Source organism: Kitasatospora sp. NPDC094019, from assembly GCF_044764505.1.
Taxonomy (GTDB): domain Bacteria; phylum Actinomycetota; class Actinomycetes; order Streptomycetales; family Streptomycetaceae; genus Kitasatospora.
The window spans coordinates 1-22,440 of record NZ_JBIWIF010000011.1 but is presented as its reverse complement, the minus strand read 5'-3'; the positions used below and the strand labels follow the sequence as shown (position 1 = coordinate 22,440).

The 22,440-nt window shown below is 73.8% G+C and carries 15 protein-coding genes; 8 read left to right on the top strand and 7 right to left on the bottom strand.

The window, feature by feature from the left end; translation table 11 throughout:
* Window positions 1-14: 14 nt before the first annotated feature.
* On the top strand, window positions 15-803 hold the full coding sequence (locus ACIQ9P_RS24335; RefSeq protein ID WP_402359830.1) for a hypothetical protein: 789 nt from the start codon (window positions 15-17) through the stop codon (window positions 801-803).
* Between the two features lie 172 nt (window positions 804-975).
* Here ACIQ9P_RS24335 and ACIQ9P_RS24330 read toward each other — a convergent pair whose 3' ends face one another.
* The 4 genes from ACIQ9P_RS24330 to ACIQ9P_RS24315 form a co-directional block, all read right to left on the bottom strand.
* Window positions 976-2,163 (bottom strand): acyl-CoA dehydrogenase family protein, encoded by a 1,188-nt coding sequence (locus ACIQ9P_RS24330; protein ID WP_402359827.1) that lies wholly within the window; start codon window positions 2,161-2,163, stop codon window positions 976-978.
* A gap of 189 nt (window positions 2,164-2,352) precedes the next feature.
* Window positions 2,353-3,372 (bottom strand): hydroxymethylglutaryl-CoA lyase, encoded by a 1,020-nt coding sequence (locus ACIQ9P_RS24325; RefSeq protein WP_402359824.1) that lies wholly within the window; start codon window positions 3,370-3,372, stop codon window positions 2,353-2,355.
* Window positions 3,369-5,645: an acetyl/propionyl/methylcrotonyl-CoA carboxylase subunit alpha gene (locus ACIQ9P_RS24320; protein WP_402359821.1), complete on the bottom strand. Its 2,277-nt coding sequence runs from the start codon at window positions 5,643-5,645 to the stop codon at window positions 3,369-3,371. Before ACIQ9P_RS24320 ends, ACIQ9P_RS24325 begins: the two co-directional genes overlap by 4 nt.
* A 114-nt stretch (window positions 5,646-5,759) precedes the next feature.
* Complete coding sequence (locus ACIQ9P_RS24315) at window positions 5,760-7,481, bottom strand: carboxyl transferase domain-containing protein (protein WP_402359818.1); 1,722 nt, start codon at window positions 7,479-7,481, stop codon at window positions 5,760-5,762.
* Between the two features lie 134 nt (window positions 7,482-7,615).
* Between ACIQ9P_RS24315 and ACIQ9P_RS24310 the strand changes: the two genes are divergently transcribed.
* Together ACIQ9P_RS24310 and ACIQ9P_RS24305 are read left to right on the top strand one after the other, a co-directional pair.
* Window positions 7,616-8,302 carry a TetR/AcrR family transcriptional regulator gene (locus ACIQ9P_RS24310; RefSeq protein WP_402359815.1) on the top strand — a complete coding sequence of 229 codons (687 nt, stop codon included), beginning with the start codon at window positions 7,616-7,618 and terminating at the stop codon, window positions 8,300-8,302.
* Between the two features lie 524 nt (window positions 8,303-8,826).
* Window positions 8,827-12,705 carry an ABC transporter ATP-binding protein gene (locus tag ACIQ9P_RS24305; protein ID WP_402360350.1) on the top strand — a complete coding sequence of 1,293 codons (3,879 nt, stop codon included), beginning with the start codon at window positions 8,827-8,829 and terminating at the stop codon, window positions 12,703-12,705.
* A 111-nt stretch (window positions 12,706-12,816) separates the two neighbouring features.
* Here ACIQ9P_RS24305 and ACIQ9P_RS24300 read toward each other — a convergent pair whose 3' ends face one another.
* Complete coding sequence (locus ACIQ9P_RS24300; RefSeq protein ID WP_402359812.1) at window positions 12,817-13,857, bottom strand: ATP-grasp domain-containing protein; 1,041 nt, start codon at window positions 13,855-13,857, stop codon at window positions 12,817-12,819.
* Window positions 13,858-14,045: 188 nt separating this feature from the next.
* Between ACIQ9P_RS24300 and ACIQ9P_RS24295 the strand changes: the two genes are divergently transcribed.
* Complete coding sequence (locus ACIQ9P_RS24295; RefSeq protein ID WP_402359809.1) at window positions 14,046-14,582, top strand: NUDIX hydrolase; 537 nt, start codon at window positions 14,046-14,048, stop codon at window positions 14,580-14,582.
* Window positions 14,583-14,675: 93 nt separating this feature from the next.
* Here ACIQ9P_RS24295 and ACIQ9P_RS24290 read toward each other — a convergent pair whose 3' ends face one another.
* Both ACIQ9P_RS24290 and ACIQ9P_RS24285 read right to left on the bottom strand, forming a co-directional pair.
* The gene (locus ACIQ9P_RS24290; RefSeq protein WP_402359806.1) at window positions 14,676-15,449 is read right to left on the bottom strand and encodes a hypothetical protein; all 774 of its coding nucleotides are present in this window, start codon (window positions 15,447-15,449) and stop codon (window positions 14,676-14,678) included.
* 348 nt (window positions 15,450-15,797) lie between these two features.
* Window positions 15,798-16,916: an ABC transporter substrate-binding protein gene (locus ACIQ9P_RS24285; protein WP_402359803.1), complete on the bottom strand. Its 1,119-nt coding sequence runs from the start codon at window positions 16,914-16,916 to the stop codon at window positions 15,798-15,800.
* A 406-nt stretch (window positions 16,917-17,322) separates the two neighbouring features.
* On the opposite strand from ACIQ9P_RS24285, the gene ACIQ9P_RS24280 reads away from it, so the two are divergent.
* The 4 genes from ACIQ9P_RS24280 (at window position 17,323) to ACIQ9P_RS24265 (ending at window position 22,053) form a co-directional block, all read left to right on the top strand.
* The gene (locus ACIQ9P_RS24280) at window positions 17,323-18,837 is read left to right on the top strand and encodes an APC family permease (protein ID WP_402360347.1); all 1,515 of its coding nucleotides are present in this window, start codon (window positions 17,323-17,325) and stop codon (window positions 18,835-18,837) included.
* A gap of 256 nt (window positions 18,838-19,093) precedes the next feature.
* Window positions 19,094-20,236 (top strand): tryptophan--tRNA ligase, encoded by a 1,143-nt coding sequence (trpS, locus tag ACIQ9P_RS24275; protein WP_402359800.1) that lies wholly within the window; start codon window positions 19,094-19,096, stop codon window positions 20,234-20,236.
* A gap of 107 nt (window positions 20,237-20,343) precedes the next feature.
* Window positions 20,344-21,327, top strand: a complete 984-nt coding sequence (locus tag ACIQ9P_RS24270) for an LD-carboxypeptidase (protein WP_402359797.1) — start codon at window positions 20,344-20,346, stop codon at window positions 21,325-21,327.
* Between the two features lie 9 nt (window positions 21,328-21,336).
* A complete protein-coding gene (locus tag ACIQ9P_RS24265; protein WP_402359794.1) occupies window positions 21,337-22,053 on the top strand; it encodes a nucleoside/nucleotide kinase family protein in 717 nt (238 codons plus the stop codon).
* Window positions 22,054-22,440: the final 387 nt, after the last annotated feature.

Genomic DNA, 22,440 nt, shown 5'->3' with positions numbered 1-22,440 from the left:
GGAGTGAGCGGTAGATGTGGGTCAATGTCGTGGCGGCGCTGGCGGGTGCGGCGCTCGCCCTGGTCATCGGTGCACTGGTGGGTCGGTCCCGCGGTTCCCGCGAGGGTGCGACCAACCCGTCCGCGATCAGCTTCGCGGGCGCGGCGGTGCTCGGCTTCTTCGCGCTCTTCACCGGCTTCGCCATCGCCGGTGCCTGGCAGCAGCTCAACACGGCCCGCCAGCACACCTACGAGGAGTCCCGCGCCCTGACCGAGGTGTACTGGGCGGCGCGGCTGCTGCCGGGGCCGGACCGGCCGGTCGTGCAGGAGCGGGTGCGCGACTACACCGGGCAGGTGATCGGGGACGAATGGGCGCAGATGGGCCAGGGGCACGGCAGCGCCGACGCCTGGGCGGCGGCGGACCGGATCCGGGTCTCGGTGGACGCGGTACGGAGCCAGGACCCGTCCGAACTCGCGGCCAAGGTCGATGTGTTGCGAAGCCTGACGGACGTCTACGCGCGGCGGAACGCCCGGTTGTCCGATGTCCGCGCGCAGGTGCCGACGTTGGCGTTGGGAGGGCTGGTGGTGGGGTCGGTGCTCGTCCTGGCGACGCCGCCGGTGATCGGGTTGACGGCCAACGGCCGCAACCTCGTGCTGATGGGGTTCGTGGGGGCCTCGGTGGCGTTCGCGGTCAGTATGGTGTTCCAGCTCAGCGGCCCGTTCGACGGTGCCGTCAGGGTCGCGCCGACGGCGTTCGAACTCGCGCTGACCCGGTACGACCAGATCGACGCGGGTGGATCCTCGGTGGCTCCCTCCTCTTCCTGAGCGCTCTGTCGAGCGCCCTCCCAACCGTCCTGCCCAGCCGCCCCCGCCTCCCGCATCGCCCCCCGACGCCGACGCCGACCCCGACCCCGGTCCCCCGCCCCGGCCCGTCGACCAGGGAGTCGAGGGGCCGGAGGTCGGCGGACGATGCGCGGGGGCGTGACCTGTCGCGGCCTCAGGAGACGCCGAGCTCCCGCGCGATGAGCATGCGCTGCACCTCCGAGGTGCCCTCGCCGATCTCCAGGATCTTGCAGTCCCGCCAGAAGCGCGCGACGGGGAATTCGTTCATGAAGCCGTACCCGCCGTGGATCTGGGTCGCCTCGCGGGCGTTGTCGACGGCGGCCTCCGACGAGTACAGCTTGGCGATCGCGGCCTCCTTCTTGAACGGTTCCGAGTGCAGCAGCCGGGAAGCGGCGTCCCGCCAGGCGAGGCGGGAGGTGTGGGCGCGCATTTCCATGTCGGCGAGCTTGAACTGGATGGCCTGGTTGGAGCCGATCGGCCGGCCGAAGGCGCGGCGGGTACCGGCGTAGAGGACGGACTGGTCGACGCAGCCCTGGGCCAGGCCGGTGGCCAGGGCGGCGATCGCGATGCGGCCCTCGTCGAGGATCCGCAGGAACTGGGCGTAGCCGCGACCTCGCTCGCCCAGCAGGTTGGCCGCGGGAACGCGGCAGTCGGTAAAGGACAGTTCGCGGGTGTCGGATGCGTTCCATCCGACCTTCGAGTACTTCTTCGACACCTGGAACCCGGGGGTCCCGGTAGGCACGATGATGGAGGAGATTTCGCGCCGGGGCGAGGAGAATTCGCCCTCTTCACTCGAACGAGCGATCGGTTCGGTGAGCGCGGTGACGGTGACCAGACCGGTGATGTCGGTACCGGAGTTGGTGATGAAGCACTTGGTGCCGTTGATCACCCACTCGTCGGTGGCCTCGTCGTACCGGGCGGTGGTGCGGGTCGCCCCGGCGTCGGAACCGCCCTCCGGCTCGGTCAGGCCGAACGCGCCGAGCAGCTCGCCCGAGGTCAGTCGGGGCAGCCACTCGCGCTTCTGCTCCTCGGTGCCGAACCGGTGGATCGGCATCGCGCCGAGCGAGACCGCCGCCTCCAGGGTGATCGCGACCGAGGAGTCGACCCGGGCCAGCTCCTCCAGTACCAGGCAGAGCGCGAAGTAGTCGCCGCCCATGCCGCCGTACTCCTCCGGGAACGGCAGGCCGAACAGGCCCATCCGCCCCATCTCCCGCACGATCTCGTAGGGGAACTCGCCCTGCTCGTAGTACTCGCCGATCTTCGGCGCGATCACGTCCTGGGCGAATTCGGCCACGGTGCGCCGCAGTTCCTCGTACTCGGTGTTCAACCGGTGGTCGAGCATGGTGATCCTCCTGGAGCCCCGCCGGGGTGGGCGCGGGCGTGGTCGGGGCGGCCGCCGTCCGTGCGGGTGTGACGGACGGCGGGCGGTGCGAAGAACGGATGAACGGGGTGGAGCGGCCGGCGGTCGGACGGCCGGGTCCGGAGGGTGCCGGCCGGGCGGACGGTCGCCGGGTCGACGGGGAGGGGCGCGTCAGTCCGAGGCTCCGGCCCCGGCGGCGCCGAGCAGCGCCCGGACCGTGCGGGACGGGCTGGGCCGGCCGAGCCGGCGCGCCATCCAGCCGCTGGTCGCGACCAGGGCGCGCAGGTCGACGCCGGTCCGGATGCCCAGGCCGTGCAGCATCCACACCAGGTCCTCGGTGGCCAGGTTGCCGGTGGCGCTCTTGGCGTAGGGGCAGCCGCCCAGTCCGCCGGCGGACGCGTCCACGGCGGTCACCCCGGCGCGCAGCGCGGTCAGGGTGTTGCTGAGCGCCTGGCCGTAGGTGTCGTGGAAGTGCACCGCCAGCCGTTCGACCGGCACGCCCGCCGCCGCGAACCCGTCGAGCAGGTCGGTCACCTGGCCCGGGGTGGCCACGCCGATGGTGTCGCCGAGGCTCAGCTCGGCGCAGCCCATCTCCAGCAGCCGTTGGCCGGCCCGGACCACCCGGGCGACCGGGACCGGACCCTCCCAGGGGTCGCCGAAGCACATCGACAGGTAGCCGCGGACCGTGACCCCGGCGGCCGAGGCCCGTTCCACCACGGGGCGGAACATCGCCAGCGCCTCGTCCGCCGAGCGGTTGAGGTTGCGGCGGGCGAAGGTCTCGGTGGCGCTGGCGAACACCGCGACATCGGTGGCGTGGTGGGCCAGCGCGCGGTCGAGCCCGCGCTCGTTGGGCACCAGCACCGGCAGCCGCAGACCGGGGAGGCGGTCCCGGAGGTCGGCCAGCCGGGGCATCAGTTCCTCGGCGTCGGCGAGCTGCGGCACCCATTTCGGGTGGACGAAGCTGGTGGCCTCGACGGTGCGCAGCCCGGCGGCGGCCAGCCGGTCGATGAACTCGGCCTTGACCTCGACCGGGACGAGGGCGCTCTCGTTCTGCAGCCCGTCGCGCGGACCGACCTCGTGGATCCGCACCTCCTCGGGCAGGCCGGGGGCGCGGACCGGGGCGGGCAGTCCCAGGTCGAGGGCGTCGGGCTCGTGCGCGGGGCCGGCGCCTCTCGGCGCGGCGGCGGTCACGACCGCACCGCCGGGACGGGGCCGGCGGCCGCGGGAGCGGCCCCGGCCTCGGCGGGGGTCACCACGACCAGCAGTTCCTCCATCGCCACGGTGGCGCCGGCGGTGGCCCGGAGCTCGCTCACCGTGCCGTCGTGCGGGGCCGAGATCACGTGCTCCATCTTCATGGCCTCCAGGACGAGCAGGGGCTGGCCCTTGCGGACCGTCTCCCCGGCGGTGGTCTTGACGACGGTGACGGTGCCCGGCATCGGTGCCGTCAGGGCGCCGTGGTGGGCGGCGCCGTCGGCGGCGCCCTCGCCGACCGGGTCGTGGCCGTGCACCGGCCAGGCGTCGCCGTCGATGCCCAGCCAGGTCACCGGGCCGGCGGCGGACGCGGAGGCCCGGTCGTCGGCGAGGGCGAAGCCCGTCCGCAGGCCGTCGACGGTCAGCCGGAGGCGGTCCCCGGAGCGGTCGGCCCGGGCCCGGTGGACCGGGCCGGCGCCGAGCCGGATCTCGACCTCGGCGGCGGCCCCGGACGGATTGTCAGTGGCCTCCGCTACGTTGCTCGCAGTGATCGGACGGATGCTCACCGACACCGGGTCCTGGCCGGGGACGCGGAGCCGGTGGGTGGTCCAGGCGGGGTCGCCGCCGAGGCGCCAGCCGGAGGGAAGGGAGAACGGGTCGGTCCAGCCGTCGGCGTCGGCGGCGGGGGTGAGGTCCAGGTGCCGCGCGAGCGCGGCCGCGTAGTAGAGGAGGTGGGCCGGTGCCGGTGCCTCCGGCGGCAGGGGGTCGGAGGTCGCGGTGGTCGCGGTCCCGGAGGTCGGGGCCTCGGAGGTCGGGGTCCCGGTGGCGGTGGCCGGGGAGTACGGCGAGGCGAGCAGCCCGGGCTGCTGCTGCGCCGTCTGCTCGACCAGGCCGGTGTCGAGTCGTCCTGCGGTGACCTCGGGGTGTGCGAGGAGCCGTCGCAGGAAGCCGGTGTTGGTGGTGACGCCGAGGATCCGGGTGTCCGCGAGGGCGGCGCGCAGGCGACGCAGCGCGGTCGGACGGTCGGGTCCGTAGGCGATGACCTTGGCGAGCATGGGGTCGTAGGAGCTGGTGATCACGGTCCCGGGGGCGACCCCGGAGTCCACCCGGATGCCTTCGCCCCGGGGTTCGTCGAGGAGCAGGATGCGTCCGCCGGTGGGCAGGAAGTCCCGTTCCGGGTCCTCGGCGCAGATCCGGGCCTCGATGGCGTGGCCCTGGAAGGAGATGTCGGACTGGGTGAAGGAGAGGGGGTCACCGGCGGCGACCCGCAGTTGCCACTCGACCAGGTCCAGCCGCTCCGACCCGGCCACGGCGACGGCGAGTTCGGTGACGGGGTGTTCCACCTGGAGCCGGGTGTTCATCTCCATGAAGAAGAAGTCCCGCACGCCCTCGGTGGGGGTGGGGGAGTCCGGGTCGATGCCGGGGACGATGAACTCCACGGTGCCGGCGCCGGTGTAGCCGCAGGACTCGGCGGCCCGGACGGCCGCGGCGCCCATGGCGGCGCGGGTCTCGGGATTGAGCAGGACGGAGGGAGCCTCTTCGATCAGCTTCTGGTGGCGGCGCTGCAGGCTGCACTCGCGCTCGCCGAGGTGGACGGTGGTGCCGTGGGCGTCGGCCAGCACCTGCACCTCGATGTGGCGCGGCCGGTCGATCCAGCGCTCCAGCAGCAGGGTGTCGTCGCCGAAGGCGGTGCGGGCGACGCGCCGGGCGGCGGCGATCTCGGTCGGCAGCTCGGCCGGGTCGCGGACCAGGCGCATGCCCTTGCCGCCGCCGCCGGCGGAGGGCTTGAGCAGCACGGGGTAGCCGATCCCCTCGGCTGCCGCGACGAGGTCCTCGTCGGTGGGCGCGGCGGCCCGGCTGCCCGGGACCACCGGGACGCCGGCGGCCTGCACCGCCTCCTTGGCGTTGATCTTGTCGCCCATCAGCTCGACCGCGGCGGGAGGAGGACCGATGAAGACGAGGCCGGCGTCGGCGCAGGCGCGGGCGAAGGCGGCGTTCTCGGCGAGAAAGCCGTAGCCGGGGTGGACGGCCCGGGCCCCGGTCCGGCGGGCGGCGGCGAGGATCTGGTCGGTCCGCAGGTAGGTCTCGGCGGCGGAGCTGTCGCTGCGGTCGGCCGGGCCGAGCCGGACCGCGACATCGGCCTCGCGGACGTGCGGCGCGTCGGCGTCGGCGTCGCTGAACACGGCGACCGAGCGCACACCGAGCCGGCGCAGGGTGCGGATCACCCGGACGGCGATCTCGCCGCGGTTGGCGACCAGGACTGTGTCGAACATGGGAGGCGTTCCTCCGGGTCGAGGGGGCCGTACGAAGGAGGTGGCGGACACCGGGTGGGTGCCGGGCACCGGGGAGGGCGGCGGAGCGGGTGGGCCGCCGCCCCGGGAGGAGCGCTACATGCGGAAGACGCCGAACGGGCCGGGAGCCGGGAGCGGGGCGTTGGCGCAGGCGGTGAGGGCGAGGCCGAGGACGGTCCGGGTGTCCATCGGGTCGATGACGCCGTCGTCCCAGAGCCGGGCGCTGGCGTAGTAGGCGTTGCCCTGGCGCTCGTACTGTTCGCGGACGGGGCGCTTGAACTCCTCCTCCGCCTCGGTGGCCCACTCCTCGCCGTGCGCCTCCAACTGGTCCCGGCGGACGGTGGCCAGCACCGACGCGGCCTGCTCGCCGCCCATCACCGAGATCTTGGCGTTCGGCCACATCCACAGGAAGCGGGGTGAGTAGGCCCGCCCGCACATCGAGTAGTTGCCGGCTCCGTAGGAGCCGCCGATCACCACCGTCAGCTTCGGGACCCGGGTGCAGGCGACGGCGTTGACCATCTTGGCGCCGTGCTTGGCGATGCCGCCCGCCTCGTACTGCCGGCCGACCATGAAGCCGGTGATGTTCTGCAGGAAGAGGAGGGGGATGCCCCGCTGGTCGCACAGCTCGATGAAGTGGGCGCCCTTGAGGGCCGACTCGGCGAACAGCACGCCGTTGTTGGCGACGATGCCGACCGGGTGGCCGTGGATCCGGGCGAAGCCGGTCACCAGGGTGGCGCCGTACTCGGCCTTGAACTCGGCGAACCGGCTGCCGTCGACCAGCCGGGCGATCACCTCGCGCACGTCGTACGGCGTGCGCGGGTCGACCGGGACGGCCCCGTACAGGCCGGCCGGATCGACCGTCGGCGCCTCGGCCGGGGCGAGCGGCCACGGGCGGGCGGCGCGCGGGCCGAGCCCGGCGACGATGGTGCGGACGATGGAGAGGGCGTGGGCGTCGTCCTCGGCCAGGTGGTCCGTGACGCCGGAGGTCCGCGAGTGGAGGTCGCCGCCGCCCAGCTCCTCGGCGGTCACCACCTCGCCGGTCGCGGCCTTCACCAGCGGCGGCCCGCCGAGGAAGATGGTGCCCTGGTTGCGGACGATGACGGCCTGGTCGCTCATCGCCGGGACGTACGCGCCGCCCGCGGTGCAGGAGCCCAGGACGGCGGCGATCTGCGGGATGCCGGCGGCGGAGAGGCGCGCCTGGTTGTAGAAGATCCGGCCGAAGTGGTCGCGGTCCGGGAAGACCTCGTCCTGCATCGGGAGGAAGGCGCCGCCGGAGTCGACCAGGTAGACGCAGGGGAGCCGGTTCTCCAGCGCGACCTCCTGGGCGCGCAGGTGCTTCTTGACCGTCATCGGGTAGTAGGTGCCGCCCTTGACGGTGGCGTCGTTGGCGACCACGACCACCTCGCGCCCGGCGACCCGGCCGATGCCGGCGATCACCCCGGCGGCCGGGGCGGCGCCGTCGTACATCCCGTCGGCCGCCAGCGGGGCCAGTTCGAGGAAGGGGGAGCCCGGGTCGAGCAGGGTGTCCACCCGGTCGCGGGGGAGCAGCTTGCCGCGCGCGGTGTGGCGGGCACGAGCCTTGGCGCCACCCCCGAGCGCGGCCGTGCCGAGCTTCTCGCGGAGTTCGGCGACCAGCGCCCGGTGGGCGGCGGTGTTGGTCCGGAACGCCTCGGACCCGGGGTCGGCGGCGCTGTCGAGCCGGGGTGCCGGAGCGGCCGCGCCCGGTGCGCCGCGGCCGTGGGCCGCGCCGCCCGCCGGGGTGCCGGCCGCCGCGCTGCCATTGATGCCGGTGGGTGCGCCGGCAGTGGAGATGACCATTCCAAGAGCTCCCTTGCCCTCGGCGGCAGGTGGGCCGACAGGGCCGGTGAGCCCGCGACCCCCACACGTTAATGAACGTTAACTTCCGCCGCCCAGGTTAACCATCGATAACCCGACTGTCTACGATGGGGCGCATGCCGAACGTCCCGTCCGCCTCCGGGCTCGCCCGCCGCGACCAGATCCGCAGGGAGGCCGCGCGACTGTTCGCGGCCCGGGGCTTCCTCGGCGTGGGCGTCGACGAGATCGGCAAGGCGGTCGGCATCAGCGGCCCCGGCCTGTACCGGCACTTCGCCGGCAAGGACGCGATGCTGGCCGACCTGCTGGTCGGCATCAGTGAGCGGCTGCTGGAGGCGGGCCGCCGTCGGGCGGGCGGCAGCGAGGGTCCGGCCGCGGCGCTGGACGCCCTGATCGGCGGTCACGTCGACTTCGCGCTCGACGACCGCGACCTGATCACGCTGCACGACCGGGAGCTGCTCAACCTCCGCGACGAGGACCGCCGGACCGTCCGCCGCCTCCAGCGCGCCTATGTGGAGCTGTGGGTGGAGGTGGTCCGACTGGCCTACCCGCCGCTGGCCGCCGCGGCCGCCGAGCCGGTCGCGCGGGCGTCCGTGCACGCCGTCTTCGGGCTGATCAACTCGACCCCGCACAGCCACGGCCCGAACCCCGCCCAGGGCGACGAGCGTGCCGGGCTCGCCCGCGACGCGATGGCCGCGCTGCTGCACGATCTCGCCCACGGCGCGTTCTCGGCGGCCGCCGCCTCCGTCGCCGCAGGCGCTCCCGGCACCCCCGCCCCTGGCACCCCCGACTCCGCGCCCGCCTGACCCACGGGCCCGGCCCGCCGCCCCCGGTGGCGCTGCTCCGTTCGGGCGACGGCGCGGCCGGGGGGCCGCGGTGCGGCCGCGACCGTCCACGCCGGGTCGGCCGCGACCTAGGACCAAGGGAGGTCCGGCCCCTGGGTCGGTGGGCGGTGGGCGGCGCCCGCCGGGTCGGCGACCCTGGTGGTGCGCGCCGGTCCGGTCCGGCGGGAATCACCGCAGGCTGCGGGCTGTTGCCCCCTCCGTCGGGCCGGGACCCCCGACGCGTCCCGGCCAGAAAATTCCATGGCGGCCACCCGACGGAATGGTTAGCATCCCTAAATATGCCTGAGACTCACGGATCCACGGTGGAGCTTTCCTTGAGCGGTACCCGACCCGGTACCCGACCGGGCACCCCGGGCACTTCGCCGGACGAGCCGACGGACGGGCACGCCCGACCGGACGGGACGCCCGGACCCACGGCCACCCCCGACGGCTCCGGCCCGTCGGCCGACAGCGACGGCCCCGAGGGCGCGGGCTGGCTCCGACGACTGCTCGGCTACTGCTGGCGCTCCCGGCGCAGCGTCCTGCTCGCCTTCGGCGCCTCGCTGCTCGGCATGGCCGTCACCTCCCTGGTGCCCCTGGTCACCAAGCTGATCATCGACGACGTCATCACCGCGCACTCCCGGCCGCTCGCCCCCTGGGCCGTCGTCCTGCTGCTGGCCGCCGCCGTCGTGTTCGGCTGCACCCAGGTCCGCCGCTACTACGGTGGACAGCTGGCCGTCGACGTCCAGCACGACCTGCGCGCGGACCTCTTCCGCTCGCTCGGCAGACTCGACGGCCACCGCCAGGACCGGCTCGACACCGGCCAGGTGGTCGGCCGCGCGACCTCCGACCTGCAACTGGTCAACGGGCTGCTCTCGATGCTGCCCATGATGACCGGCTACCTGCTCATGTTCGTGATGTCGCTCGGCGTGATGGTCTGGCTCTCGCCGCCGCTCACCCTGGTCGCGCTGGTGATGGCCCCGGCGCTGTGGTGGGTCTCGGTGCTCAGCCGCAAGCGGCTGTTCCCGTCCACCTGGGCCGCCCAGCAGGAGGCCGCGGCCGTCGCCGGGGTGGTGGACGAGGCGATCGGCGGCGTGCGGGTCGTCAAGGGCTTCGGCCAGGAGGGGCAGGAGCTGGACAAGCTGGAGACGGCCGCTCGCCGCCTCTTCGCGTCCCGGCTGCGCTCGGTCCGGCTCAACAGCCGCTACAACCCCGCCATGCAGGCCGTGCCGGCGCTCGCCCAGGTGGCGGTGCTGGCCTTCGGCGGCTGGCTGGCGGTCGAAGGGCGGGTCTCGCTCGGCACCTTCGTCGCCTTCTCCACCTACGTCGCGCAGATGACCGGTCCGGTCCGGATGCTGACCATGGTGATCACGGTCGGCCAGCAGGCCCGGGCCGGGGTCGAGCGCGTGCTCCAGCTGATCGACGAGCGGCCGCTGGTCCGGGAACGTCCGGACGCGGTCGTCCTCGACCCGACTCTGGAGCCGGGCACCGCCCCCGACGCGAAGACCGACGCGAAGACCGACGCGAAGACCGACGCGACACCGGACGCCGGCCCGCGCGTGGTCGGACCGCTCACCACCGAGGTGGCGCTGGAGTTCGACCAGGTCGGCTTTCGCTACGACCCCGAGCACCCGTCCCCGGTCCTGCACGGCCTCGACCTCCGCCTCGCCCCCGGCGAAACGCTGGCCCTGGTCGGCGCCTCCGGGTCGGGCAAGTCCACCGTCGCTCAGCTCGTCCCCCGGTTCTACGACCCGGCGGACGGCGCCGTCCGGCTCTACGGCCACGACCTGCGCGACCTGACCCTCGACTCGGTCCGGTCCGCCGTCGGCATCGTGCCCGAGGAGAGCTTCCTCTTCTCCGAGACGGTCCGCACCAACATCGCCTACGGCCGCCCGGACGCCACCGACGAGCAGATCGTCGCGGCCGCCCGCGCGGCCCAGGCCGACGAGTTCGTCCGGGCGCTGCCCGACGGTTACGCGACCAAGGTCGGCGAGCAGGGCCTCACCCTGTCCGGAGGCCAGCGCCAGCGCATCGCCCTGGCCCGGGCGATCCTCACCGATCCCCGGATCCTGCTGCTCGACGACGCCACCTCGGCCGTGGACCCGCAGATCGAGGCCGAGATCCACGACGCGCTGCGCTCGGTGATGGCCGGCCGCACCACGTTGCTGATCGCCCACCGCCGCTCGACCCTCCAGCTGGCCGACCGGATCGCCGTCCTGGACCACGGCCGCCTGCTCGACATCGGCACGCACGAGGAACTCGACGCCCGATGTCCTCGCTACCGCGCCCTGATCACCGACCCCGAGGCGGGCCGGAACACCCCCGCCCCGCCCCCGGCGCCCACCACCGAGGCGCCCACCACCGAAGCGGCCGTCCAGGACGCCACCACCGACGCCGACGCCGACACCGACACCGGCGCAGGCGCAGGCGCAGGCGTCACCGGCACCGGCACGAGCGCCCCCGCACCCGTCATGCCCACCCCGGCCCTGGCCAAGGCCGCCCGCACCGCCGCGCCCGACCTGCTCGCCCAGGTCGCCACCCTCCCGCCGGCCACCGACCACCCGGAGATCCCCCGGGCCGAGGCCGAGCGGGGAGACCCCGACTTCAGCCTCCGCCGCCTGCTGCGCCCCTTCCGCGCACCCCTCGCCCTGGCGCTGTTCCTGGTCGCCCTGGACGCGGGCGCCGGCCTGGTGCTGCCGATCCTGATCCGGCACGGCATCGACGACGGCGTCAGCAAGGGCGTCATGACCGGAGTCGTCGTCGCCTCCCTCGCCGCCCTGGTGATCGTCCTGCTGGACTGGGCGGTGCAGGGCGCCGAGAACCGGGTCAGCGGCCGCACCGGAGAGCGGGTGCTCTACACGCTCCGGCTCAAGATCTTCGCCCACCTCAACCGGCTCGGCCTCGACTACTACGAGCGTGAGCTCTCCGGTCGGATCATGACCCGGATGACCACCGACCTGGATTCGCTCACCTCCTTCCTCCAGACCGGTGTGGTCACGGCGGTGGTCAGCCTGCTGACCTTCCTCGGCATCCTCGGCGCCCTGCTGGTGATCGACGCCGGACTCGCCCTGGCGGTCTTCGCGGTGCTGCCGCTGCTGGTGGTCGCGACCCTGGTGTTCCGCCGGAAGTCCAAGGCCCAGTACGAGATCTCCCGGGACCTCATCAGCACGGTCAACGCGGACCTCCAGGAGAACGTGGCCGGCATGCGGATCGTCCAGGCGTTCCGCCGGCTGGACGCCAACACGGACCGCTTCGTCGCCCGGGGCATCGCCTACCGGGACGCCCGGGTCCGGGCGCAGCTCTACATCTCGCTGTACTTCCCGTTCGTGCAGTTCCTCTCCAGCGTGGCCGCCGCGCTGGTGCTGATCGTGGGAGCGTCGCGAGTGGACGCGGGCACCCTCACCGTCGGCGCGCTGGTCGCCTACCTGCTCTACATCGACCTGTTCTTCGCCCCGGTCAACCAGCTCTCCCAGGTGTTCGACGGCTACCAGCAGGCGGCGGTCGGCCTCGGCCGGATCCGCGAGCTGCTGCGCACCCCGACCAGCACCGCGCAGGCGGACGACCCGGTGCCGGTCCCGTCCCGGCTCCGCGGCGAGATCGAGTTCGACCGTGTCGGCTTCGCCTACAACGGTGGCGCGGACGGTTCCCCGGACGTCCTCACCGAGGTCAGCCTGCGGATCCCGGCCGGGCAGACGGTGGCGCTGGTCGGCGAGACCGGGGCCGGCAAGTCGACCCTGGTCAAGCTGGTCGCCCGGTTCTACGACGCGACGTCCGGCACCGTCCGGGTCGACGGCGTCGACCTGACCCGCTACGACCTCGCCCAGTACCGGCACCGCCTCGGGGTGGTGCCGCAGGAGGCGTACTTGTTCGCCGGGACGGTCCGCGAGGCCATCGCGTACGGCCGTCCGGGCGCCTCGTCGGACGAGGTGGAGGCGGCGGCCCGTGCCGTCGGCGCGCACGACATGATCCTCCGGCTGTCCGGCGGCTACGAGCACGAGGTGGCCGGCCGGGGGCGGAACCTCTCGGCGGGCCAGCGCCAGCTGATCGCGCTGGCCCGGGCCGAACTGGTCGATCCGGACATCCTGCTCCTGGACGAGGCCACCGCGGCGCTCGACCTGGCCACCGAGGCGGCGGTCAACCACGCCGCCGACCGGCTCAGCGGCGGACGCACCACCCTGGTCATCGCGCACCGGCTGACCACCGCGGAGCGCGCGGACCGGGTGGTCGTGCTGGACCACGGCCGGGTGGTCGAGGACGGCACGCACAAGGAACTGCTGGCGCGGGGCGGGGCGTACGCCCGGCTGTGGCAGGCGTTCGTGGCGGAGGGGCACCACCGGTCCGGTCCGGCGACCGCCCGGGCCGCGGACGTGATCGCCGGAGCATGAGCGGGCGGTGCGGCCGGGGCGGGCGGTGCGGGCGGTCCTCGCTCCAGCCTCGCCCGCCCCGCCAGCCTCGCCCGCCCTGCCAGCCTCGCCCGCCTCGCCCGCCCCGGCCGTTCACGCCGCGAGCAGCGCGATCAGCAGCCTCGAAGGATCGATCCCCCGGGGCAGTTCGCTCACCTGCCCGTCGCCGACCTCGACCACCCGCCAGCCGGAGCCGTCCGCCCGCTCGGCCAGATCGGTGGTGACGAACCGGCAGCCGAGCGTCCGCACGGGCGGCCGCACCCCGGACAGGTCGGGGTCGGACGGGCAGCCGGGAAGGTCCGGATGCGGTCCGACCAGCACCGGCTCGCCGTCCAGCCACCACACCCGGGACTCCACCGCCCGCCGTCGCCCGCCCCGTCCGTCGTCGGGCAGCCCGGGGTCCTGGCCCCGGCCGCGGCCGGAACCGGCGGACGACGCGTCGTCGGCGTCCCACACCACCCGGGCGAACTCCTCGAACCGCCGCAGCACCACGCCCCCGGCCAGGCGGTCGCCCTGCCGTTCCACGAACCGGGCGACCACCCGGGCCACGGCCGGGAGGTCCGCCAGCTCCGGGACGAAGCAGGCTTCGCCCCACTCGTCCTTGCGGGACTCCACGTAGTCCTTGACGATCGCCGGTCCGCGCCCGCCGAGTCCGGCGACGGCCGCCGCCAGGCGCTCCGGACCGGGCGGCGCGATCCCGGCCCCACCACCGCCACCGTTCCCCTTGCCGCCTTCGCCGCCCTCGCCCCCGCGGCGGTTCCCGGCTCCCGCCAGCGGCAGCCAGACGCTCTGCGGCGTCGCTCCCTCGAACACCCCGTACCAGCCCGGCAGTTCATGCGCCGACGCATACCCGGGCGGACTGGTCAGCAGGTGTCCGCCGCGCTCGGCCAGGGCGGCGGCGAAGGCCGCGTAACGGTCCGAGGGGAGCATCCACCCCCGGTACCAGAACGGTCCGCGCCCCGCCGGGACCCGGTCGACGGCCGCGCGGGCGTCCCCGGCGAGAAGCGCGTCGTGGTCGACGAGGTGGTGCTCGCCGCCCAGGTCCCGCAGCAACCTGGCCTCCCGGACGAACCGGGGGTCGATCCGGCGCGGGTCCAGCGGATGGGAGGGGAGCAGGAACGCGGGTGCGGGCATGGGCGTCAGGGTACGGCCACGGACAGCCCGTCGAGCCGTCAAAACCCCGACGCCACCGGCCCCGACCGGCCAGGTCGTGCCGTCGCCGTCGCCGTCGCCGTCGCCGTCGCCGTCGCCGACGCCGACGGCGGCGGCGGCGCGGTGCAATCCGTTCGACGGCCGGCGCGGACCGCTGGCAGAGTGACCCGATGCGAAACCCGTGGCGAAACGCGCGAAGGACCCCACGCCGGGCCGCCAGGACGGTCGTCCTGGACGAGCACGGCTCCGTCTTCCTCCTGCGCTCCGACAACAGCGAGGTCGGCGTGCACTGGACCATGCCGGGCGGCGGTATCGAGGCCGACGAGACGCCGTGGGCGGGCGCACGCCGCGAGCTCTGGGAGGAGACGGGCTGGTCGGACCTCGAACCCGGCCCGCTGCTCTGCACCTGGGAGCACGACTTCACCTGGCACGGCACGCCGGTCCGCCAGCACGAGCACATCTACCTCACCGGCGGCCCGCACCGGGGCCCCGTCGGCGACGTCAGCGCGGTGCACGCCGCCGACCGGATCCTCGACTGGCGCTGGTGGACCCCGGCGGACCTCGCGGACGAGAACGCGGACGCGCTCTGGCCGCCCCGCCTGCCGGAGCTGTTGGACGAGGTGCGGGAGGGCTGGCTCACCGAGCGGCGCGAGCCCCGGCCCATCGATCTCGGCTACATCCCGAACAGCCGCCGCGCCCGCCCCTGAGCACGGGTCCCGACCGCGCCCCACCGCGCCCGACCAGCCTGGAGCGGCCGTCCGGGGAGCGCGGCCGTCCGGGGCCGCCGTCCAGGCCGCCGGCTAGAGCGGGCGCCGCCGACCGCGCCGGCCCGGCCGCCCGGGCGGGCCGACCTGCCAGTCCCGGAGCTCCAGCTCCCGGTCGTGCAGGGCACCGGGGTTGATCACGACCGAGAGCCGCGCCTCCGCGAGCTGGTCGAAGGCGAGCCCGGTGGCGTCGAGCAGCAGCTCGGTCGGAACCGAGACGGCGATCGCGGGCCGCCAGACGGGCAGCACGACCAGACAGGTCCCCCGGCCGAGCCGAAGGATTTCGGCGGTGGCCCGGACGGCGGGGCGTTCCTCGGGGCGGCCCGGACGTCCACCGGACTCCGGCAGCCGGGGTGTGCCGCCGATCAGTACGCCCAGCTGGGGTTCGGCCGCCGCCGCCCTCGGCCGGGCGGCCTGCCGGTCGTCGTCGGCGCGCGCCCCGGGGACGACCGGCGCGCCCGTGGCCGGCGCCGGGCCGGTGCGCACGCTGTCCGCCCGGACGGGGGCCGTCGTCGTCAGCGGATGCAGCAGGCGCAGTCGGCGCGACGGCGAGGGCCGTCGGCCGAACGCGGCGCGCGGCTCCTCGTAGGCCGCCCGCAGTACCGGGACCGTCCGCCGCGGGTCGGCCGGAGTCGGTGGGAGTCCGAGGGAGTCCTCGCCCGCCGGGGCCGTGCTGTCCGCCTCGCCCCCGCCGTCGGCGTCTCCGCCGCGCGGCTGCGGCACGGAGCCGCCGCGCAGGCCGCCGGCGGTGCCGCCCGTGCGGCCGTCGCCGCCCGCCGTCGTGACCGAGCAGCGGTTCGCCCCGTCCACCGAAGTGGGGTCGGGCGCCGGGGGGACGGAGGCCGGGAGACTCACGGCCGGCGAAACGGATGGGGCGGACGGCGTCCGGTCGACGGCGGTCCGGTCGAGCGTGGTCATTGGCACGGGCCCTTCGGGGTACGGTCCCGTCGATCCTCCCGTACCGGGCGACGCGCTCCAAGCGCGTTTCCGTCCCCTGCGCCCGACCACGCCGTCATGCCCCACGAGTCCCCCTCGTACCACCGGTCCCACCTGCACAACACCCTGACGTCCCATCGGGCTCCCCGGTTCCCGCGCCGGTCCGGCCCGTCCGGGTACGTCCCGGCGCCCTCCCCCCGGAGGGCGCCGGTCGGGCGTCGGTCAGGCGCCGGGCGCCACGAAGCCCTTCAGATCGGACAGGACGACGTTCGCGGCGGCCACACCGAGCCCGAGGAACCAGGTCTCGTCCGGGACCGGCCGCGCCTGCCCGGACTTGACGGCGCCCAGGGTCTTCCAGAGCGCCCCGCCGAGCACCGCGTCCTGGTTGGTGGAGCTGGGAGTGCCGTAGACCCCGTAGAAGATCCAGTCGGCGTCGGCCTTGTCGATCTGCTCGGGGCCGATCTCCACCGCGAGCTCCTTGACCTGCTCGATCGCGGGCTGCGGCAGCTTGACGTCGGTGAGGACGGTGCCGATGAAGGACAGCTCCGCGTAGAGCCGGGTCTTGCCGGGCATGAAGCGCAGCGGCGTGATGGTGGGCCGCTTGTCGCCGAGCGCGGCGCCGATCGCCGCGGCCGCCGCCCGGTAGGCGTCCAGCTGGGTCCTGGCCTCCGCCTCCAGGCCGAACGGGCTCGCGTTGAGCAGGAAGTTCTCCTTCCACGGGTAGCCGGGGCGGAGCGAGAACACGGTCGGCGCGATCTTGGAGAGCTGCTGGTACTGGTCCTGGGCGCGCAGCTGGCTGCCGAGGATCAGGTCGGGCTTGAGCGCGGCGATGGCCTCGAGATTGAGGCTGTTGATGGTGCCGACGGCGGCGGGGCTGCCGGCCCTGTCCTTGAGGTACGACGGCATGCTCTTGGAGCCGTCGGTGTGGACCACGCCGACCGGCTGGACGCCCAGCGAGACGACGTTGTCGAGCTCGCCGGTGTCGAGGACGACGACCCGGGTCGGCTTCGCCGGGACGACGGTCTCGCCCAGCGCGTGCCTGATCGTGCGGGGGTAGACGCCGGGCGCGGCGTCGGTGCCGAACCCCTTCATCTTCTCGATCACGGTGGCGTAGTCGTCGCCGCCCTGCTTCACGGACTTCTGGTCGGGGGAGGAGCCGCCGGAGGGCTTCGCCGTGCCGCCGGAACCGCCCGCTCCGGTCGATCCGCCGGAGCCGTCCGAGCTGCCGCAGGCGGTGAGCAGTCCGCCGAGGCCGAGGACGGCTCCGCCGGTGAGCGCCGCGGTGAGCAGGGCCCGTCGGCCGGGGCGGGGGGTGGTCGGGTGGCCGGGAGTGGGGGACACGCGGCGCTCCTTCGGGGCGGGGGTGGGGGTTAGGCAAGGCAAACCTATCCCGACATCCCGCGAGGGGTTCCCGTCGGCGTCGACCGGGCCCGCGCGACCGATGGCAAAACGTCTCAAAAGATGACACAGCAGGCGAATCGCTTCGGCCTCAGTCCTTTGAAATCAAGGTACACGCCTTTATGTCCCATGCATCAATGGCAAGCGATCAGCTTGGTCCGGCGAAATCGAAGGGAGTGGTTCAAATCACCAAGGGTTGGCCTACACAACCTTCGGTACCCGCACCTAGGGTGCGCAGGTGGTTGATCAGCAGCTCACAGAGCACGGAAGCAGCGGCCGGGCAACGGCGCCCGCCGCTCCGCAGGGTGCCCCGGTCAGTGGCACCAGTGGTGGAGCCCCCGACACGGGGGTGGCGGGGGCGACGGGGGCAGCGGGGGACAAGGGCCTACGGGGCAATTCCGTCGGCCTGCTGAGCAGCGTGGTCCTGGGCGTCTCCACGGTCGCCCCGGTCTACTGCCTGACCGCCACCCTGGGACCGACGGTCACCGCCGTCGGCGTCCAGATGCCCGCGGTCTTCCTGGCCGGCTTCCTGCCGATGCTGCTCGTCGCGTTCGCGTACAAGGAACTGAACAAGGACTTCCCGGACTGCGGCACCTCCTTCACCTGGACGGTCAAGGCATTCGGCCCCCGGGTCGGCTGGATGGCCGGCTGGGGTCTGACGGTCGCCACCATCATCGTGCTGTCCAACCTCGCCGGGGTGGCCACCGACTTCCTGTACCTCATGCTCGGCGAGATGACCGGCAGCGGAGCCGTCGCCGACCTCAACGACAACAAGGCCGTCCATCTGGCCACCGTCGTCGTGCTGATCGCCGCCGCCACCGCGATGAGCTACCGCGGCATGACGGCCACCAAGTGGTTCCAGTACAGCCTGGTCGGGCTCCAGCTCGCCGTCCTGCTGCTGTTCGCGGGCATCGCCATCGGCAAGGCCGCCACCGGCGACCTGCCCGATTCCGTCGGTTTCTCCGCCTCCTGGCTCAACCCGCTGGAGGTCGGCTCGTTCAGCGCCTTCACCGCGGGACTGTCGCTCTCGATCTTCATGTACTGGGGCTGGGACACCTGCCTCACCATGAACGAGGAGACCAGCGGCAGCGCCAAGACCCCGGGCCGGGCCGCGATGATCTCGATGGTCACCCTGGTCGGCTCCTACCTGCTGGTCGCCGTCGCCGCCCAGATGTTCGCGGGCGTCGGCAGCACCGGCAACGGCCTCGGCAACCCGGACACCGCCGACAACGTCTTCTCCGCCCTGGCCCGGCCGGTCCTCGGCTCGCCCTGGAGCATCCTGCTCTTCCTGGCCGTCGTCGCCAGCGCCGCCGCCAGCCTGCAGACCACCTTCATCCCGGTCGCCCGGACCCTGCTCGCGATGAGCGCCTACCGGGCCGTGCCGCCGCGCTTCGGCACCGTGCACCCGCGCCACCGCACCCCCGGCTTCGCCACCCTCGCCGCCGGCGCCGCCACCGCCGTGTTCTACGTCGGCATGAGCGTGATCAGCGAGAACGTCGTCCAGGACACCATCCTGGCCCTCGGCCTGATGATCTGCTTCTACTACGCGCTGACCGCCTTCGCCTGCGTCTGGTACTTCCGCCGCTCGCTCCGGAACAGCCTGCGCGACCTCGTCCTCAAGGGCCTCGCCCCCCTGCTCGGCGGCCTCCTGCTCGGCGGGGTCTTCCTGCAGACCCTCACCGACGCCTGGGACCCGGAGTACGGCAGCGGCGCCGTTCTCGGTATCGGCTCGGTGTTCGTCATCGGCGTCGGCATCCTGCTGCTCGGCGCGGTCCTGATGTTCGGGTACGGCGCCTACCGGCCCGCGTTCTTCCGCGGCGAGACCCTCCGCCAGGACACCCCCGCCCTCGTCGTCGAGGACTGACGGGCGGCGGAGGACCGCGGAGGACCGCGACAGCGTACGGCGGGGGAGCGGAAAACCGGCGGCGGGCCGGCCACCGCCAGCGCTACCCTCGAACCCATGAAGCGCTTCGCAGGTCTCGACTGGTGGCCGTCCTAGGACGGCCACCAGCCACGCCTGACCAGGGCCGTCCGGGATGGACGGCCCTGTCGCGTTTCTCCGACGGGACGGGCCCCGAGCCCCGGACGGCCGCGAACACCGCCGTACCGAGGAGAACTCCGTGACCAGCCCGACCACCACGAACGGCCCCGCCGCCCCGAACGCCGCCCCGGCGGCCGACCCCGACGCCACCGCCGCGGCGAACGCCGACCCCAGTGCCGCGACCGTCCTGACCGGGCCGGCCGACCTGGACCAAGGCATCCGCGACGACCCGGCCGCCCATCGTGTCCTCACCGGCGACCGCCCCACCGGCCCGCTCCACCTCGGCCACTACTTCGGCAGCCTCCGCAACCGCGTCCACCTCCAACGCCTCGGCGTCGAGATGTTCCTCGTCATCCCCGACTACCAGGTCATCACCGACCGGGACCTCGCCGACCACCTCGCCGAACACACCGAGAACCTCGTCGTCGACTACCTCGCCACCGGTATCGACGCCGACCGCGCCACGATCTTCACCCACAGTTCCGTTCCCGCCCTCAACCAGCTGCTGCTGCCCTTCCTCAGCCTGGTCAGCGTCGCCGAACTCCACCGCAACCCCACCGTCAAGGACGAGATCGCCCACTCCAGCCAGGCCGCCGTGAACGGACTGATGCTCACCTACCCCGTCCACCAGGCCGCCGACATCCTCTTCTGCAAGGCCGACCTCGTCCCCGTCGGCAAGGACCAGCTGCCCCACCTGGAGATCGCCCGCACCGTCGCCCGCCGCTTCAACGAGCGGTACCCGCACCCCGACGGCACCACCGTGTTCCCCCGCCCCCGCGCCCTGCTGTCCGCCGCACCGCTGCTCCTCGGCACCGACGGCGGCAAGATGAGCAAGAGCCGCGGCAACTCCGTCCCCCTCGCCGCCGACGAGGACACCACCGCCCGCCTCCTCAAGGGCGCGAGGACCGACACCGAGCGCCGCATCGGCTACGACCCCGTCGGCCGCCCCGAGGTCTCCAACCTCCTCCTGCTCGCCGGCCTCTGCCAGGACCGGGCCCCCGAGGAGATCGCCGAGGAGATCGGCGACGGCGGCGCCGCCGCCCTCAAGCGCACCGTCACCGAGGCCGTGAACGAGCACCTCCGCCCGATCCGCGCCCGCCGCGCCGAACTCGCCGCCGACCGGGGCCACATCCGCCAGGTCCTTCGCACCGGCTCCGAACGCGCCAACGCGATCGCCGACGCCACCCTCACCGAAGTGCGGGCCGTGATGGGATCGCTGTGACCCCGGCCGGGGCATAACCTCTCGGGGCCGGTCCCGCGCCGGCCCCGGGAGCACCCGCCCCGGCGACACCCGCCCCGCGAACACCCCCGCCCGGAAGGAACCCGGCCATGGACCAGCACCCGACCACCCCCGGCCGAGGGCTGACCCGCCCGCCGCACCTCCGTGCCGGGGACCACATCACCGTGGTCGCCACCAGCGGTCCCATCGACCCGCAGCGCCTCGACGCGGGCACCGCCGTCCTCCGCTCCTGGGGACTGCGCGTCACCGTCGCCCCGCACGTCCTCGACACCCACCCCGTCCTCGGCCACCTCGCGGGCTCCGACGCCGACCGCGCCGCCGACTTCCAGGACGCCTGGCTCGACCCCACCGTCGCCGCCGTCATCTGCGCCCGTGGCGGCTACGGCGTCCACCGCATGGTCGACCTGCTCGACTGGGACGCCCTGCGCGCCGCCCCGCCCAAGATCCTCATCGGTTTCAGCGACGTCTCCTCCCTGCACGAGGCCGTCGCCCAGCAACTCGGCCTGGCCACCCTCTACGGGCCGATGAGCGCCACGGCCGGCTTCGTCGGCGACGGGCCCACCGCCGAACACCTGCGCCGCACCCTCTTCGACCCCGCCGCCACCACCGTCATCACCTCACCCACCGCCACCGCGCTCGTCCCCGGTCGGGCCCGCGGCGTCACCGCCGGGGGCTGCACCCACGTCCTCGCCGCCGAGCGCGGTACCCGCGCCGCCCGCCCCTCCTACGCCGGCAGCATCCTGATCCTCGAAGACGTCAACGAGCACCCGTACCAGCTCGACCGTCTGCTCACCCAGTTCCTGCGCTCCGGCGCCTTCGATGGCGTCGCCGGAATCGCCCTCGGCTCCTGGGAGGGCTGCGGCCCGCTCGACCGGGTCCGGGACGTCATGCTCGACCGGCTGGGACCGCTCGGCATCCCCGTCGTCTGGGAGCTCGGTTTCGGCCACTGCCCGTCCACCCTCACCGTCCCGCTCGGGGTCCCCGCCCTGCTGGACGCCGACGCCGGCACCCTCACCCTGGACCTGCCCGCCCTCGCCGACCGCCCCACGCAGCCGGGGCCGCCCGCTGAGTAGGGTTCGCCCATGAACGCGGACCGCACCACCGGGGACCGCACGGGGGACACCCCCGGCGCCGACAGCCTGACGGCCCTCGCCCTCGGCCTTCTGCGAGGCCCCGGAAGCGAGGCCCGCACCGTCCTCGGACTCGCCGGCCCGCCCGCCGCCGGCAAATCCACCCTGGCCCGGCACCTCGTCGCCGAGGTCGAACGCCGGGAAGGCCCGGGCAGTGCCGCCTACCTCCCCCTCGACGGCTTCCACCTCTCCGCCGCCCAGCTCGACCGCCTCGGCCTCGGTCACCGCAAGGGCGCACCCGCCACCTTCGACGCGCACGGCTACGTCGCCCTGCTGCGCCGGGTCGCCACCGAGCGCTTCCAGGACATCTATGTCCCCGACTTCGACCGCGACCTCGACGAACCGGTGGCCGCCCGCCACGTCGTCCACCCGCGGACCCGCCTGGTGGTCACCGAGGGCAATTACCTCGCCTCCGTGGACCACCCCTGGCCGGAGGCCCGCCGACTGCTGCGCGAGCTCTGGTACGTCGAGACCGACGACGCCGTCCGCGAGGCGCGTCTCCTCGACCGCCACCGCGCCGGCGGCCGGGACGAGGCCACCGCCCGGCGCTGGGTCACGGGCAACGACCGCCCCAACGGCGAGTACGTGAAGGCCGGCCGTGCGGTCTGCACCCGCATCGTCCGGGCGGACTGTTTGCCTTTGCCTCCGAACGGGCGTAGTGTTCTGTAGTCGCTCGGCAGGGAGCACCGGACACGCATCGGCGCGGACGGTCCCGGGGCGGCCAATCCTCTGGAACACCATCAATCCCATTCGGGCTCAGTCGTGTCGTTATTTCTTTCGATACGTTCCGGCCCAGGGTCTATTCGGTGTGCCTGCTTTTGAGGATTGCGGCCGGATTCGCTTTTCGGGGCGGGGATCGGCTAGAGTTTGAAACGTCGGACGGGGCGTCAAGCCGCAGAAGACACCAGCGAGTTGGATGAAGGAAGCGCCGGGAACGGCACGGAAAACGTCTGATAAGCTGGGAACACGAAAGAACGAAGCGCCCGGAGGGCCGGTGTGAAAGCCGCCTGAAGGAAGTGTCCGTTCCTTGAGAACTCAACAGCGTGCCAAAAGTCA

Coding starts and splice junctions, on each gene's coding strand:
- ACIQ9P_RS24265 (WP_402359794.1), top strand. CDS start 21,337: ATGAACGCGGACCGCACCACCGGGGACCGCACGGGGGACACCCCCGGC.
- ACIQ9P_RS24310 (WP_402359815.1), top strand. CDS start 7,616: ATGCCGAACGTCCCGTCCGCCTCCGGGCTCGCCCGCCGCGACCAGATC.
- ACIQ9P_RS24320 (WP_402359821.1), bottom strand. CDS start 5,645: ATGTTCGACACAGTCCTGGTCGCCAACCGCGGCGAGATCGCCGTCCGG.
- ACIQ9P_RS24270 (WP_402359797.1), top strand. CDS start 20,344: ATGGACCAGCACCCGACCACCCCCGGCCGAGGGCTGACCCGCCCGCCG.
- ACIQ9P_RS24330 (WP_402359827.1), bottom strand. CDS start 2,163: ATGCTCGACCACCGGTTGAACACCGAGTACGAGGAACTGCGGCGCACC.
- ACIQ9P_RS24335 (WP_402359830.1), top strand. CDS start 15: ATGTGGGTCAATGTCGTGGCGGCGCTGGCGGGTGCGGCGCTCGCCCTG.
- ACIQ9P_RS24300 (WP_402359812.1), bottom strand. CDS start 13,857: ATGCCCGCACCCGCGTTCCTGCTCCCCTCCCATCCGCTGGACCCGCGC.
- ACIQ9P_RS24315 (WP_402359818.1), bottom strand. CDS start 7,481: ATGGTCATCTCCACTGCCGGCGCACCCACCGGCATCAATGGCAGCGCG.
- ACIQ9P_RS24295 (WP_402359809.1), top strand. CDS start 14,046: ATGCGAAACCCGTGGCGAAACGCGCGAAGGACCCCACGCCGGGCCGCC.